Origin of the sequence: Cryobacterium sp. TMT2-10, assembly GCF_004403075.1 — a bacterium.
GTDB lineage: Bacteria > Actinomycetota > Actinomycetes > Actinomycetales > Microbacteriaceae > Cryobacterium > Cryobacterium shii.
In genome coordinates this window covers 1-14213 of the sequence record NZ_SOGW01000090.1, presented here as the reverse complement: position 1 = coordinate 14213, position 14213 = coordinate 1, and the positions used below count along the sequence as shown (strand labels likewise).

The 14213-nt window shown below is 69.6% G+C and carries 16 protein-coding genes and 1 pseudogene; 10 read left to right on the top strand and 7 right to left on the bottom strand.

All coding sequences use genetic code 11. The features are described from left to right. Nucleotides 1-168: 168 nt before the first annotated feature. Both E3T37_RS10840 and E3T37_RS10835 read left to right on the top strand, forming a co-directional pair. Complete coding sequence (locus E3T37_RS10840; protein WP_134366796.1) at nucleotides 169-1974, top strand: chromosome partitioning protein; 1806 nt, start codon at nucleotides 169-171, stop codon at nucleotides 1972-1974. 120 nt (nucleotides 1975-2094) lie between these two features. Next, nucleotides 2095-3069 (top strand): FKBP-type peptidyl-prolyl cis-trans isomerase, encoded by a 975-nt coding sequence (locus E3T37_RS10835; protein WP_134366795.1) that lies wholly within the window; start codon nucleotides 2095-2097, stop codon nucleotides 3067-3069. 36 nt (nucleotides 3070-3105) lie between these two features. On the opposite strand, the gene E3T37_RS10830 is transcribed toward E3T37_RS10835, so the two are convergent. Beyond that, a complete protein-coding gene (locus tag E3T37_RS10830; protein WP_134366794.1) occupies nucleotides 3106-3654 on the bottom strand; it encodes a pyridoxamine 5'-phosphate oxidase family protein in 549 nt (182 codons plus the stop codon). A 91-nt stretch (nucleotides 3655-3745) separates the two neighbouring features. On the opposite strand from E3T37_RS10830, the gene E3T37_RS10825 reads away from it, so the two are divergent. Beyond that, complete coding sequence (locus E3T37_RS10825) at nucleotides 3746-4606, top strand: transglutaminase family protein (protein ID WP_134366793.1); 861 nt, start codon at nucleotides 3746-3748, stop codon at nucleotides 4604-4606. Nucleotides 4607-4738: 132 nt separating this feature from the next. Here the strand turns inward: E3T37_RS10825 and E3T37_RS10820 are convergent, their stop codons facing one another. Next, the gene (locus E3T37_RS10820; protein ID WP_134366792.1) at nucleotides 4739-5389 is read right to left on the bottom strand and encodes a potassium channel family protein; all 651 of its coding nucleotides are present in this window, start codon (nucleotides 5387-5389) and stop codon (nucleotides 4739-4741) included. A gap of 174 nt (nucleotides 5390-5563) precedes the next feature. Here E3T37_RS10820 and E3T37_RS10815 point away from each other — a divergent pair, with 174 nt between their 5' ends. From E3T37_RS10815 to E3T37_RS10800, 4 genes are read left to right on the top strand one after another with little or no spacing between them, the layout of a single operon-like run. After that, nucleotides 5564-6559: an ATP-binding cassette domain-containing protein gene (locus tag E3T37_RS10815; RefSeq protein WP_134366791.1), complete on the top strand. Its 996-nt coding sequence runs from the start codon at nucleotides 5564-5566 to the stop codon at nucleotides 6557-6559. Next, nucleotides 6556-7383, top strand: coding sequence for an ABC transporter permease (locus E3T37_RS10810; protein ID WP_134366790.1), 828 nt, complete (start codon nucleotides 6556-6558; stop codon nucleotides 7381-7383). Before E3T37_RS10815 ends, E3T37_RS10810 begins: the two co-directional genes overlap by 4 nt. A 49-nt stretch (nucleotides 7384-7432) precedes the next feature. Then, on the top strand, nucleotides 7433-7864 hold the full coding sequence (locus tag E3T37_RS10805; protein ID WP_134366789.1) for a VOC family protein: 432 nt from the start codon (nucleotides 7433-7435) through the stop codon (nucleotides 7862-7864). Next, on the top strand, nucleotides 7861-8556 hold the full coding sequence (locus E3T37_RS10800; protein ID WP_134366788.1) for a GyrI-like domain-containing protein: 696 nt from the start codon (nucleotides 7861-7863) through the stop codon (nucleotides 8554-8556). Before E3T37_RS10805 ends, E3T37_RS10800 begins: the two co-directional genes overlap by 4 nt. A gap of 5 nt (nucleotides 8557-8561) precedes the next feature. Here the strand turns inward: E3T37_RS10800 and E3T37_RS10795 are convergent, their stop codons facing one another. Further along, the gene (locus E3T37_RS10795) at nucleotides 8562-9788 is read right to left on the bottom strand and encodes a GAF domain-containing protein (RefSeq protein ID WP_134366787.1); all 1227 of its coding nucleotides are present in this window, start codon (nucleotides 9786-9788) and stop codon (nucleotides 8562-8564) included. 130 nt (nucleotides 9789-9918) lie between these two features. Then, nucleotides 9919-10710: a LysR substrate-binding domain-containing protein gene (locus E3T37_RS10790; protein WP_160141070.1), complete on the bottom strand. Its 792-nt coding sequence runs from the start codon at nucleotides 10708-10710 to the stop codon at nucleotides 9919-9921. Between the two features lie 97 nt (nucleotides 10711-10807). Between E3T37_RS10790 and E3T37_RS10785 the strand changes: the two genes are divergently transcribed. Further along, a complete protein-coding gene (locus E3T37_RS10785) occupies nucleotides 10808-11245 on the top strand; it encodes a DUF5997 family protein (RefSeq protein ID WP_134366785.1) in 438 nt (145 codons plus the stop codon). Nucleotides 11246-11414: 169 nt separating this feature from the next. Here E3T37_RS10785 and E3T37_RS10780 read toward each other — a convergent pair whose 3' ends face one another. Continuing rightward, complete coding sequence (locus E3T37_RS10780) at nucleotides 11415-12176, bottom strand: alpha/beta hydrolase (protein ID WP_134366784.1); 762 nt, start codon at nucleotides 12174-12176, stop codon at nucleotides 11415-11417. Here E3T37_RS10780 and E3T37_RS17640 point away from each other — a divergent pair. Next, nucleotides 12175-12300, top strand: a complete 126-nt coding sequence (locus E3T37_RS17640; RefSeq protein WP_255572818.1) for a hypothetical protein — start codon at nucleotides 12175-12177, stop codon at nucleotides 12298-12300. The genes E3T37_RS10780 and E3T37_RS17640 overlap by 2 nt on opposite strands. A gap of 69 nt (nucleotides 12301-12369) precedes the next feature. Next, a complete protein-coding gene (locus E3T37_RS10775) occupies nucleotides 12370-12957 on the top strand; it encodes an NUDIX hydrolase family protein (protein ID WP_134366783.1) in 588 nt (195 codons plus the stop codon). A 140-nt stretch (nucleotides 12958-13097) separates the two neighbouring features. On the opposite strand, the gene E3T37_RS10770 is transcribed toward E3T37_RS10775, so the two are convergent. Both E3T37_RS10770 and E3T37_RS16855 read right to left on the bottom strand, forming a co-directional pair. Then, entirely contained in the window at nucleotides 13098-13631 is a 534-nt protein-coding gene (locus tag E3T37_RS10770; RefSeq protein WP_134366782.1) for a GNAT family N-acetyltransferase, read from the bottom strand. A gap of 358 nt (nucleotides 13632-13989) precedes the next feature. Next, nucleotides 13990-14213, bottom strand: a pseudogene (locus tag E3T37_RS16855) (DEAD/DEAH box helicase); the annotation flags it as partial.

The window sequence follows — 14213 nt, the reverse complement described above, 5'->3', positions numbered from 1 at the left end:
TGCTTTCGCAGGATGCCAACCAGCTGGGAATCGTTTGTCGGGCTCGGGCCGCACCGCCGCCCGAACGAGGGGTAGCACGTCTTGCCCCGTTAGGCTGGGGGCGGCACGCTCGATGGATCTTCGACGTGCTCACGCTGATGAGCTGAGCTCGACGGAAATAAGGCCGAAATGAAGCAGAACGTATCCGAACTCCCGCGCATCCGCGCGATGATCCGCAGCGACGGCACGGGGGACCTCACCATCGATGGCGTGAGCCAGCACATCGTCGCCGCCGACGAGGCCGGCGTTCGCGAGGAGATCATCAACCGGGTCACGGATGCCGCCCTCAAGGTCGGCCGTCCGGTGCGCCTGACCGCCGAGGACGAGCAGGGCCAGTCGCCACTGATCGTGCACCCTGACGGGGACGTGGAATCCGACGGCGCCTTCATCCCGAAGCCCGCGGCCGCCGCCGCCCGCTCGTTCGGGGTCACCAACCCGCCTGCTCCCGCGGCCGATCCGGCCGATCCGGCCGAGCCGACCGGGACCATGGTGATCGACGTGGTTGCCTCGCCGGAACCGTACCGTGCCGACATGGCGAACGCCACGCCCCACGCCGACATCGAGGCCCTGTTCCTCGAGGCCGACACCCTCGGTGCGAGTGACGGGTTCCCGACGGATGCTGACGCGACGGATACTGACGCGACGGACGCTCACGAGACCGACGCCGACGCGCCCGACCGCGACCTGACCGGCTCCGAGCCGGCGCCCCTGGATGCTGTCGTGCTCGAGGCCTCCCAGGCGGACTTCGTGCCGGCCCGACCGGCCGACCCGTTCGAATCCGTCATGGTCCAGCCGTTCGAGAACCTCATGTTCGATCCGTCGACCGACCTGGATTCGGACCTCAAGGACTCGGACCTCGACTCAGACCTCGACTCAGACCTCGACCTCGGCTCCGAGGCCGACGCGCACAGCGTTCCCCGCTCTGCCTCGGCCTTCATCGGGCTGGTGCCGGCTGCCCCGGCTGCCCCGGCTTCCTCGAATGGCGTCTCCGGCGACGAGGCGGGCCCCAATCTCTCCGATTTCATGAACTCCCGTCCGGCGATGGTGGCCGGCCCGGCGATTCTGGGCTGGCAGGGAACGGTTCGCCGCCTGACCGGCGGCGTGGTGTCCCCGGCTCCGGGAGGCGCGGAGATGGCGCACCGCGCCGCCGTGGCCTCGGTGCAGCGCCGGCTGGTCGGTCCGCGCACCATCGTCGTGCTCAACCCCAAGGGCGGCGCGCACAAGACGACGGCCACTCTCCTGATCGCGGCGACCTTCGGCATCCATCGCGGTGGGTACACGCTCGCCTGGGACAACAACGAGACCATGGGCACACTCGGTGTGCGGGCACAGACCGCTTCGCACACCAACACCGCCGTCGACCTGCTGCGCGACCTGGACAACTTCGCCTATTCGAGCTCCGCCCGCGTCGGCGACCTCGACAACTACGTGCGCAACCAGGGCGATGCCCGGTTCGACGCCCTCGCCTCCGACCTCGATCCGGCCGGAGCGGCCAGCATCGACGACGTGGCCTTCGGCAAACTGCACGCTGCCCTGAGCCGGTTCTACCGCGTGCTCATCATCGACACCGGCAACAACATGCGGGCCTCCAACTGGGAAGCGGCCGTCGAAACGGCCGACCAGCTCGTCGTCGTCTCGACGATCCGCGAGGACACCGCCTACGGGGCGGCCGCCCTGCTGGACGGGCTGCGACAGAAGGGCCACGCCGACAAGGTCGCGCAGGCGGTCACCATCCTCGCGTCGCCGGCCAAGACGGCGGACCACCAGTTGTCCAAACGGCTGCACGACCACTTCAGCCAGCTGACCCGCGCGGTGGTCGACGTTCCCTATGACGCCGCCCTCGTCGCCGGCGGATCGCTCAACATCGACGCTCTCGACCCTCGCACCAGGGAGGCGTGGCTCCTCGCCACCGCGGCGATCGCCGAGGGCCTCTGACCCGGGGACTCAGCCGGTACAGATGTCGTTCCGGCATACTGGCGAAGGCCCGGCGTTGGGCGGCTGTTCCAACCCGCCTCAATCCAGCCACACCAGGCTTTGACGAATAGAAAGATCAGCGTGCGTAAACTTCCTGCCCTCATCTCCGTTGCCACCGTCGCCGTTCTCGCGCTCGCGGGCTGCAGCGCCTCTCCCTCGACCGACAAGGCGGCCGGCGCGTCGTCGATCTCCTGCACCGATTCCGGGAAGGTCTCGGATTCCGTCAAGGTCGCCGGGAAGGCCAACGCGGAACCCACGGTGAAATTCTCGAAGCCGTTGAGCACGAAGACCACCGAACGCAGCGTCATCACCGAGGGCAAGGGTGGCGCCGTGAAGACCGGCGACGTCGTCGAACTCGCTTTCGCGGTCTACAACGCGACCACGGGCGAGAAGATGAACGCCGGCGGCTACGGTGACGCCGCCGGCGCCTCCATCACCCTCGACGAGAAGTCGGGCGTCTTTCCGGCCATCATCAAGGGCGTGGCCTGCTCCAACTACGGAGCGCGTGTCGCCGTCGTTTCGCCGCCGGCTGACGCCTTCGGCGGTGCCGGAAACGCGGACCTCAAGGTCGGCGCCAAGGACAACATCATCTTCGTCATCGACGTCAAGGGCCAGATCCCGACCCGCGCCAGCGGCAAGGACCAGAAGCCCCAGGACGGCTTCCCGACCGTGGCGCTGGCCAAGGACGGCGCCCCGACCGTGACCATCCCCAAGGCCGACGCCCCAGCCGACCTGAAGACCGAGGTGCTGAAGAAGGGCGACGGCCGCAAGGTCGCGGAGGGGGCGACCGTGACCGTGCAGTACTCGGGCGTCGTCTGGTCCAGCGGCAAGGTGTTCGACCAGTCCTGGGGCAAGGGCGGACCGACCCCGATGTCACTGAGCAGCGTCGTTCCCGGGTTCGCCCAGGGCCTCGTCGGCCAGACGGTCGGTTCCCAGGTCGTCATCATCATCCCGCCGGCGCTCGGCTACGGTGATGCGGGACAGACCCAGGCCGGGATCACGGGCACCGACACGCTCGTGTTCGTCGTCGATATCCTCGCCGCGGGCAAGGCGTAGGCCCCGCGGGTTTCTCCGACTCGGGCCTTCTCGAACTCAGGCCTTCTCGAACCGGCCGGTCTTCTCGGTCAGCCGGATCCGGTAGATCACGGCGTGCGGGGATGACCCCGCGGCGGCGTGGTCCGGGGGCAGCACGGATGTCCCGGGACCCGGCTTCGGCCGGGGCCCGGGCCCCGGTTTGGGCACCGATTTCGGCTCCGGTGCCGGGCCCGGCAGAACGGTGCCGTCCGGGCCCAGGTGCGGCTCGGCGGTGACGCTCGTGACCAGCGGCGCGAACCGGGTCAGCAGCACCCGCATCCCGGCCGCGGCATCCTCACCGGTCAATTCCTCATAGCTGCCCCAGCCGATCACGCTGCGCCAGTTCGCGAGATCGTCGACCTCCTCGACCTCGAAGCAGACCGACGGGTTCGCCCGCATCATCTGCACCTTGCTTCCGGATGCGCTGTGGCCGTACACGGCGTCACCGTCGTAGGCGTAGGAGATCGGCACGATATAGGTGCAGCCCTCGGCGTGGCAGCCGATTCGGCCGACCACGGCCTGGCGCAGCACAGCGTCGATCTCAGGCTCGTTCAGTTCACCCAGCATGCGGCCCCAGTGTGGCCCCGCGCCGGGCACCTCGCCAGTGGCTGCGGCCGCGGAGTGGCCGTCACGCACGGCGCCGTGTCAGGATCGAGGCATGAAACGCACCGTGGCCGCGCACCTCTCGCTCGAGGCCCTGGCGCCCGCACGCCTCGTGTTGTCCATCGCCGTGGCGGGCGGCCCGACCGCATCGCGGGAATCAGTCGGCGCGGCCGGTGCGGCCGGTGCGGCCGACGCTGCCGGTGCCGCTGCCGACCGGGTCGAGCTCCTCAGTGTCATGCAGGGTGGCGCCGAGGTGCCGGTTCGGGAGGTCACCGACGAGCACGGCACCCGCCTGCATCTGGCCGAGGTGGCAGCGGGCCCCGTCGAGGTGGATTACCACGCTGACCTGGCCGGCCCGGCGCATCCGTCGCCAGGGGCCGACATCGACCTGGTGCGGTACCTGCGGCCGAGCCGCTACTGCGAGTCCGACAGCCTCGGTCCCACCGCCCACGCCGAATTCGCCGGGCTCGAGGGGGCCGACCTGCTGCACGGGGTGACGTCGTGGGTCGGGCAGAAGCTCAGCTACGTGCCCGGGGCCAGACTGCCGACCGATGGCGCCGTGCGCACCCTGCTGGCCCGCCGGGGCGTCTGCCGGGACTACGCCCACCTGGTCGTGGCGCTGCTGCGGGCGCGCGACGTGCCCGCTCGGCTGGTCTCCGTCTACGCGCCCGGGTTGGCGCCAATGGACTTCCGCGCCGTGGCCGAGGCCTTCGTCGACGACGCCTGGCAGGTGGTCGACGCGACCCTGCTGGCGCCCCGGCAGTCGCTGGTGCGGATCGCGACGGGCCGCGACGCCGCAGACACGGCGTTTCTCACCACCATCGGCGGCGGGGTGCTCCTGCACTCGATGGCGGTGTCGGCCGTGGTCGACGAGCTGCCGAGGGACGACCTGACGGAACTCGTGCGGCTGCGCTAGTCGTACCCGCCTTCGGGCCGCTGCCGCTGCCGCCAGACCATCGTCGCGGAACGAATTCGACGGAGATTTTGCCGGAATCGGGCCCAAACCGGCCGGAAACGTGGTTTTAACTCAAAATCTCCGTCGAATTGGTTAGTGCTTGCCCGCTCGGGACCGCTGGTCCTGGCCGACGGCGGCGATGCGGTCGATGATCCAGGAGGCCAGGGTCGCCGTGATCACACCGACCAGCGTGACGCCGCCGAGCATCAGCCCCACCGTGATGAGCCTTCCGACACCGGTGACGGGAAAGTAGTCTCCGTAGCCCATCGTCGACACGGTGACGAACGCCCACCAGACGGAATCGCCGATGGTGGTGATGTTCGCGCGGGGCGAGGCCCGCTCCGCGTCGAGCACCGCCAGCGCGCCCATGCAGATCAGCAGGCTGGACGCCCCGACCAGGTAGAGGCCGACCCGGGACCGAACGGCCGAGCCCGGGGTTTTCTGGAACACCGGCAGCATCGTGACCAGTCTGAGCAGGCGAAGCGGCCGGAGGACCGGCAGGAAGACCACCAGCAGGTCGAACAGATGGGTGATGAACCAGCGTCCGCGCTGCGGCGCCAGATAGAGGTTGACCAGGTAGTCGGCCAGGAACACCAGCCAGGCGAGCACCAGAATGGCGAACGTGAGCGTGTACCGGGGGCCGTCGAGGTCGGCCAGCACGCGCCAACTGTAGCTGAGCAGGAAGAGCACGGATGCGGCGAGCAGCGGCCACTGCACGAGCCTGTCCCAGCGCGCCTGATCCATGAGCACACCATAGTCACGGGGGTGCCGGTGCGCGCGGGCGGCGACCGCCGTCGCATCCGTTTATTGCCCGGATCGGTCATTGTCGAAGCCGGTGCGGGTGGTTAAAATGTTGAGTCTGTGGTTCACCGCGTTTCCACCTCGTGTGTCGCCCCCGACCAGGCAGGGATCAACCGAATGACCATCATCGAGGCCACTGGCCTGACCAAGACCTACCGTTCCAAGTCCGGGCCCGTGCGGGCGCTCGCCGGACTGGACCTGTCCGTGCCCCGCGGCAGCGTGAAGGCGCTGCTGGGGCCCAACGGCGCCGGCAAGACCACGGTCGTGAAGATGCTGACCACCCTGATTCGACCGGATGCCGGCACCGCCTTTGTCGACGGCATCGACGTGGCCGCCGACCCGAAGTCCGTGCGGCGCATCATCGGCGTCTCGGGCCAGTACGCGGCCGTCGACGAGAACCTGACTGGTTTCGAGAACCTCGAAATGGTCGGCCGGCTCTATCACCTCGGCGGTACCGCGTCCCGGCGTCGCGCCCAGGAACTGATCGACCTGTTCGAACTCACCGCGGCCGGGAACCGCCCGGTCAAGGGGTTCTCCGGCGGCATGCGCCGGCGGATCGACCTGGCCGGCGCGCTGGTGATCAACCCGAAGGTGCTGTTCCTCGACGAGCCGACCACCGGGCTCGACCCGCGCAGCCGGATCGCGCTCTGGGCTGTGATCAAGCGTCTGGTCGCCGACGGCACCACGGTTCTGCTGACCACCCAGTACCTCGAAGAGGCCGATCAGCTCGCCGACGACATCGTCGTGATCGATGACGGCCGGGTGATCGCCGAAGGGACCTCGGACCAGCTCAAGGCCCAGATCGGCGGGCACCGGCTCGAGCTGGCCCTGGTCGAGGGTGACGATGGCCCCGCGGCCCGGGAGATCCTGGCCCGGTACGGCGCGGGTGTGCCGACGTCGACCAGCGACGGCCGCGGACTCGAGGTCGCGGTGATCGACGGGCCCCACGCGCTGAAGCATGTCCTGTCCGAACTGGGCGCCGCCAACATCCGTCTGCACGACGCCGGGATGCGCCGGCCCACCCTCGACGACGTGTTCCTGAAGCTCACCGGGCACAAGGCCGACCGGGCCGCCGACGCGGCGGAGGACGGCGAATTGGAGAAGTCGAAATGAGCGCCGCCGGCAGCCTGGCGGCCTGGAACCCGCTCGCCCTCTGGTACTCCGACGGCTGGACGGTGACCAAGCGCAACCTGATCAAGATCAAGCGGTCCCCGGACGTGCTCGTCTTCGCGGTGATCCAGCCGATCATGTTCGTGCTGCTGTTCAGCCAGGTCTACGGCGGCGCGATCTCCGTGCAGGGCACCGACTACGTGCAGTTCCTGATGGCCGGCATCTTCGCGCAGACCGTCGTGTTCGGGTCGACCTTCTCCGGCTCCGCGATGGCGCAGGACCTCAAGGAGGGAATCATCGACAGGTTCCGCAGCCTGCCGATGAGCTCGTCCGCCGTGCTGATCGGACGCACCAACGGCGACCTGCTGCTGAACACGATCTCGATGGTGATCATGATGGCCACCGGGCTCTTCGTCGGTTGGCGGGTGAATTCGTCCCCGGCGGAGTTCTTCGCCGGGGTCGGGCTGCTGCTGCTGTTCAGCTACTCCTTCAGCTGGGTGATGGCGCTGCTCGGCATGAGCGTGAAGTCACCGGAGGTGATCAACAACGCGTCCTTCCTGATCCTGTTCCCCCTGACCTTCGTCTCGGTCGCCTTCGTCCCCAGCGATACCCTGCCCGACCCGCTGCGCATCTTCGCCGAGTGGAACCCGGTGTCCGCGCTCGTGCAGGCGGCCCGGGAGCTGTTCGGCAACGAGGGCACCGCCCCGGTTCCCGACATCTGGACCCTGCAGAACCCGATCACCACGGTCCTGATCGGGGTCACGGTCATGCTGGTCGTTTTCGTGCCGCTGTGCATCCGCAAGTTCGCCTCGATCAGCTCCCGCTGATGCCGCATCCGGCCGACATCCGGCCGCCCTCGATGACTGGAGTCCTGACATGAGTATTGGAATCGTGCACGCGTTCGGCGGATTCGCCGTTCCCGAGCTGGCGGCCGCACGCCGCTTCTACGGTGAGACGCTCGGGCTCGAGGTGACGGATGACGCCATGGGCCCGCTGCGCCTGCGCCTGCCCGGCGGGGCCGAGGTGATCGTCTACCCGAAGCCGGACCACGTGCCGGCCGTCTTCACCATCCTCAACTTCGTGGTGGAGGACATCGACGCCGCGGTGGCCGAGCTCACGGCCCGGGGAGTCGCATTCGAACGCTACGAGGGGATGGACCAGGACGCGGCGGGCGTCTCCCGGAACGGGGACCCGAAGGTCGCCTGGTTCACCGACCCGGCCGGCAACATCCTCTCGGTGTTGCAGAACGCGGCGCCGCAGAACGCGGCGCCGCAGGATGCCGCAGCGTCGGGTGGGACCGCAGAATGAGCGGCGAAGTGCCGTTTCGCACCGACCGCCGCACCGGACAGCTGCGCTCGCCCCGCAACACCGCGCCGGCCGGGGCGGGCCCGTGGGACGTGAAACGCGTGCTGAAGCCGTTCTACGCCCCCGCGAATCGCGACTGGGAGCTGATCGAGGTGCCCGCGCAGCGCTTCATCGCGGCCGACGGCAGCGGCGACCCGGCCACCGCGCCCGCCTATGCCGAGGCCGTCGAGGCGCTCTACGCGGTCGCCTACGCGATCAAGTTCGCCGGCCGTCGCACCCTCGGCCAGGACCTGGTCGTGGCACCGCTCGAGGGCCTCTGGTACGCCGACGACGCATCCGTCTTCACGGCCGGCGAGAAGGCGAGATGGCAGTGGACCATGCTGATCAGCCAGCCGGACTGGGTGACGGATGCCTTCATCGCCGACGCCATCGCGGTGGTCCGGGCGAAGAAGAAGCTGCCCGCCCTTGCGAGCGTGCGGGTGGAGGCCCTCGACGAAGGCCTGTGCGCGCAGCTGCTGCATCTCGGGTCCTACGCCGATGAGGCGCCCACGCTCGCCGGCCTGCACGGGGAGTTCCTGGCCGAGCACGGGCTGCGGATGAACGGCCGGCACCACGAGCTCTACCTCGGCGACCCGCGCCGAACCGAGCCCGCCAAGCTCCGGACCGTACTCAGGCAGCCGGTCGCCCCGGTGTGACACGGCTAGTCCGGCAGGCGCCCCAGCTCCGCCTGGATCAGGAGGGCGAGTTCGCGCAGCAGGACGATGTCGATGTCGGCGGCGGGCCGGGGCTCCGGGTCGAACACGCTGAGCACGCCGATCCGCTCGCCGGTGTCTGCCTCGATCGGGAACCCGGCGTAGAAGCGGGTCTGCGGGGCGCCCGTCACGAGGGGATGGTCGCGAAACCTCTCCTCCGCCTGAGCGTCGGGCACGACCGTCGCTCCGGGCTCGCTCACCGCGATGGCCGTGATCGACCCTGCCAGCGGAAAGACCCGCGGGGCCCGGCCGATGTTCGTCTTGTCCCAGAGCCGGTCGCCGTCGATGAAGGTGAGCGCGGCCGATGCGGTGCCGTACGATCTCTTCGCGATGGCCACGATCCGGTCGAGCCTGGCGTCCGGGTCTCCTTCCAGAATGCCGAGCCGGTCGATCGCGCGACCCGGATCGGGTGAGCGCTGCTCGGCGTCACGGGCCTTCGAACGGCCGTTGCCGGACGTGTCGACCTCGAGGTGTTCGGCGTCGAGGGATGGCCCCATCCGTGCGGCGAGGAGTTCGGCCCACCGGCTGTAATGCGCCGCAGTACGCACCCGCCCGGGCGTCACGGCCAGGTTGGCCGTCATCGGCACGAAGTGGGCCTGGGGGCGTTGGGAGCAGACCCAGGCACTGATGTCGTTCTGGGACCGGGCATTCTTCTCAGCCACGGCGCCGAGGGGGGAATCGAAGGCGGCTATCGACCGGATCGGCTGCACGCCGAGCACGAAGATCCTCGTCGTGAGCGAGGATTCCAGTTCGATCCGGTCCAGCAGCGCCGTCAATTCCCGCTGCCACACCCGCGCGGGAATCAGGCTGACGGCGTCGCTCGTGCCCAGGCTCACGACGATGGCGTCGTACCGCCAGAGCCCCAGCCCGTCGAGTTCGGCCCGGGCCGTTCGGATGGTGACGTGCGGGTTCGGGACCACATCGACATCCGTACCCCGGCCGGTGCGGGCGGACAGGGCTCGCGCGAGCGACCCGGGCAGGGCGACGTCGTGACTGAGCACCCCCCAGCCGACTGCGGGGCCGCTGCCGAAGATCAGGATGCGATCGCTGTTGATTCCGGGGGAGTGGGCGCGCTGGCCATCCGTCGGACGCGGGATGCCCGCGTAGTCGCGAGTCGTGGCCGCGGACCACGCACGCATGAGCGGGACCAACACCCACCGGATGAGTTCGGGCACTCGTGATCCTTGGCCTGAAATGGGTCTTCAGCCTGCACTGAGGGCAGATGGCTGAGCCTATCTCAGGTGTGTGGTTTGCGGTGACCTGGTTTGGCCGCGGTCGGCGGTTCCGTGCTTGGGGTCGTGCGGGTCAGCGGCCGCCGCGGCGCTTGCCGGCCCGGGGGCTCGGCGTGTTGCGGGTGCGCCCGGTCACGCTGGTGGCCTTCTTGGTGACGGGCTTGGCCTTCGCGGCGGCCACCCGCACGGCCTTCGCGGCCGCCTTGGCCTTGTCGGTCTTCTTTTCCTTCCGCACCTTTTCGGCGCCGGCCGGCACGGTGTCGACCCTCGAGCTGTCCCGGGTGCGGCCGCGCACGATGCCGATGAACTCCTCAACGTCTTCGGTGGTCTCCCGGGTCAGCCAGGCCAGGGACACCTGGCTCTCCGAGACGTCCTCGACCGGGCGGGACACGACATCCTTGCGGCTGTGCAGTCGCGCCAGCGAATGGGGCAGGATGACGATGCCGACGCCCGCAGCGACCTGCTCCATGGTGTCGTCCAGGTCGCGCATCTTCGGCAGGGGGCGGCGGGTGCCGTCGCGCACCTCGGTGGCGACATCGCGCCATTCGGGCACGGCGTCCGGGTCCTGGAGCAGGTGATCGTCGGCGAGGTCGGCCACGACGACGCTGTCGGCGTCGGCGATGAAATGGTCTTTCGCCGCGACGACCACGGGGATCTCACGGTAGAGGGCGATCAGGCTCAGGTCGGTTTCGTCGACGGGCAGGCGCACCAGGCTCACCTGGGCCCGGCCGTCGCGCAGCACCGCATCCTGTTCGGACGGGTCGGTGCGGAAGACCTCAAGGGGCTGGTCGGGCCTGCGATCGGCCCAGATCCGGGTCCATTTGGTGGGGGTCACACCGGCGGTGAAGGCAATGGAAAAGGTCACCGGCATCCTCATACTTTCTGGGTCTCGTATCGTGTCTTCCGCCGGAACGACAGGCTCTTACGGCTATACGGGTCTTCTCAGGCTATACGCTTGACTGATGACCGAGAAGAAGACCCAGACCATGAAGCCCTCCACGGCGGCCCAGAAGCTCGGGATTCTGCTCGAAGCAGCACCCGAGGATTTCCAGGCCGCACCCATCTCGCGCACCGAGCTGGCCGCGCTGGAGGCGAACCCGCCCGCCTGGTTGCTGGACCTGCGCGCCAACGGCCCGCACCCCAAGCAGGTCGTCGCCGCCAAGCTGGGCGTGTCGATCTCCGGCCTCGTCCGCGGCGACGTGACCGAGCCGCTCACGAGCGCCGAGATCCTGGCCCTGCTGCAGCAGCCGCCGACCTGGCTGGTCACCGAGCGGGCCACCCAGTTCGAGGTGCGCGAAGAACAGATCCGCGTCAAGGACCGCGACGCCGAGCGCGCACGCAAGATCGCGCACGTCGCCCGCCAGGCGGCCCAGAACGAGAAGGCCGGCCGCGGCCGCTAGCCCGCTCGGCCCGGCCCCTGTCGGCCCGGCCTGTTCTGATCGGCGCGCCGTCTAACCAATTCGACGGAGATTTTCGCGCTGCGAACCGTTTTTCGCCCGTTTGAGCCCTTTTTGGCCAAAATCTCCGTCGAATTCGTTCGGGCGAACGGATGCCGCGGTCCCGGCGCGTCTAGGCGGCCGGCGCGGCGTACTGTGCGCGCAGGAACGTGACGATCTCGCCGAGCTCGGCCTCGGAGATGGAGTGTTCGAGGCCCTCATAGATGCGCTCGGTGAGCGTCGAGTGGCCGGGCAGCCAGGCCTGCGTGCGGTCGATCGCATCCTGAGGGATGACCGGGTCCGCCGTGCCGCGACCCCAGAACACCGGCAGGCGGCGTTCGGCGAGGCGTTCGTCGCCCGTATGCGTGCTGCGCCCCACGAAGCCGCTCAATTGCACCGCGAAGTCGAACCGGTCGGGGGCCTGGCGCAGCAGCTGAAGCGCCATCGCGCCGCCCTGCGAGAAACCGAGCAGGCCCACGGATGACGGCTGCTCCGGCAGGGTGTCCAGCCATTCGAGCACTCCGGCGGCCGCCGCCTCCAGGGCGTCGGCGCTCGGCGAGCCGGGGTTGACCTTGGCCCCCGCCGCTCCGATCGGGAACCAGGCCCAGCCCGGTCCGGCCGCCAGCGGGGCGCGCAAAGCGGCGATGACCGGATGCAGCGGCAGGTGCGGGGCGAGGGAGAAGAGGTCTCCCTCATGCGAGCCGTAACCGTGCAGGATGAGCAGCAGCGGTCGCCCGGCCCGGTCGGCAGCTGACGCGGACCACAGCACGGCGTCCGGGTTGATCGGTTCGGCGCGGACCGTGCGGGCATCCCCGGTGGCGCCGGGGCTCTCGGCGTTGGCGGTGTCGTCGTTGCCGGCGCCGGTTCTGTCGCTGCTCTGATCGTACTGGTCCATGGCGGTCCTCCTGCTCGAGGTCGACATCGTGACCGTCGACCAGTCAATCCTTCCATTGCGGTGCGGTTTTCGGCACCGCGATCAGGGCCGCCCGGCGGCATCCGTCGCCCGCGAAGGTCGCTGACGTGTCGGTGTCACGACCCCGGGCGGCCGCAAATCGGCATCCGGTCGCGGCGTAGTACAGAATGGCTTCATGAGCGTGCGCACCCCTGACCCTGATCCGGACTGGACGCCTGGCCCCGAGGACGCTCCGCCGCCGAGCACCAACCAGGGCTGGCTGAGCGACGTCGAGCTGGCCGAGGTGCGTCGTCGGCTGCCGATCCTCTACATCGAGGCCGTGCCCGTGCGGGTCGACGGTCTCGGCCAGGTCGTCGAGGTCGGCGTGCTCCTCCGCGCGCGGTCGACCGGCGAGATGACCCGGATGCTGGTGTCCGGCCGGGTCCTCTACGGCGAGACCCTGCGTGACGCGCTCTTCCGTCACCTCGAGAAGGACCTCGGGCCGATGGCCTTCCCCCAGCTGCCGGTGAGCCCGGTGCCGTTCACGGTCGCCGAATACTTTCCGATGCCGGGCATCACCGCGTTCACGGATGACCGCCAGCACGCGGTCTCGATGGCCTACGTCGTTCCCGTCACCGGCACCTGCGACCCGCGCCAGGACGCCCTCGAACTGACCTGGATGACGCCCCGGGAGGCAGCCTCGGACGCCGTGGCAGCGGAGATGGAGGGCGGTCGCGGCGCCCTGCTGCGGATGGCGCTGGCCTCGGTCGGACAGCTCCGCTAGATCGGGCTGCCGCACCAGCTCGGGCCGGTGTGCCAGCTCGGGCCGGTGTGCCAGCTCGGGCCGGTGTGCCAGTACGGGACGCAGCGCGGGCTTCGGGCTCCCTCAGCGGGAGCCCGAAACCGGGCTACTCGTCTGCGGGACTACTCGGACGTGACGAGCGAGAGCCGGCGAGCGAGCGACCGGGGACGCACCAGACGCACCTCGTGCAATTCTTCGCCGAGGACTTCCTGGTCCTGGTCGTGGCCGTCGGCGGCGTAGCCGTTGCGCTTGTAGAACGAGTGCGCGCGGGGGTTCACTTCGGCGACCCATAGGTAGGACGGGCCCTCGTCGACGACGGCGTCGAAGAGCTGCTGGCCGATGCCGGTGCCGTGATACGCATCGAGCAGGTAGATGAAGTAGAGCTCCTGCGGCGCCGGCTTGTCGGTGTCGCGGGCCGGGCCGCTGCCCGCGAATCCCACGATCTCGCCGTCGACGAGGGCGGCGACCTGCCGGTACTGCGGCCCCTGGGAGCTGAACCTGCGCCACATCGCGGCGAGACGGGCCGGCTGCAGCTGCTCGAGGGCGGCCGTGCTGAGCAGCTGGTCGTAGGTTTCGTGCCAGCAGGTGGCGTGCACGCGGCCGAGGCTTTCGGCGTCCGCTTCTTCGACAGGACGGATGACTGCAGTGGTGACCATGACCCGAGACTAACCCAGCGACGCGGTGCTGAATTACACCCCGGGGTCACGGCCTGATCACGCCGCAGAACGCGCGCCGGCTCCCGTCGCGGTCGCCTGCTGCCGTGGCCAACTCAGGAGATCCGCGGCGGGCAGGTGCGCAACCGGCGGATGGCCGCGTGATTCCGGGCCGAGCATCCGGCGCCGTCACGTTTCTCCTGAGTTAGCCACGAGGGGGAGGGGCGACCCTGTCGCTGAAGTGTGGCAGCACTGCTGCGGCGGGGTGCACAATCGTCTCAACTGCCACTCCGGCAACGCAAAACGGGCCGGCCTCGTGAGAGACCGGCCCGTTCAGACGGCAAGACGTGGTGCTGAGGGGTTAGCCCTGCGCGCGGCGCGGAGCCGAGCGGCGTGCGCCTCCGGTGGAACCGGCACCGCGGACGAGGCCGCCGACCTGCAGGCCGCCGGAGCGACCGGAGCCCTGAGCCGAACGACCCTGGCCGCCGCCGTTGCCCGCGGGGGCGTGGCTGTGACCGGATGCCGCGGGGCGGCCCGAACGCTCCTGGCGCGCTCCGCCGGCCGGCGCGGCATCGCCGCCGCGTC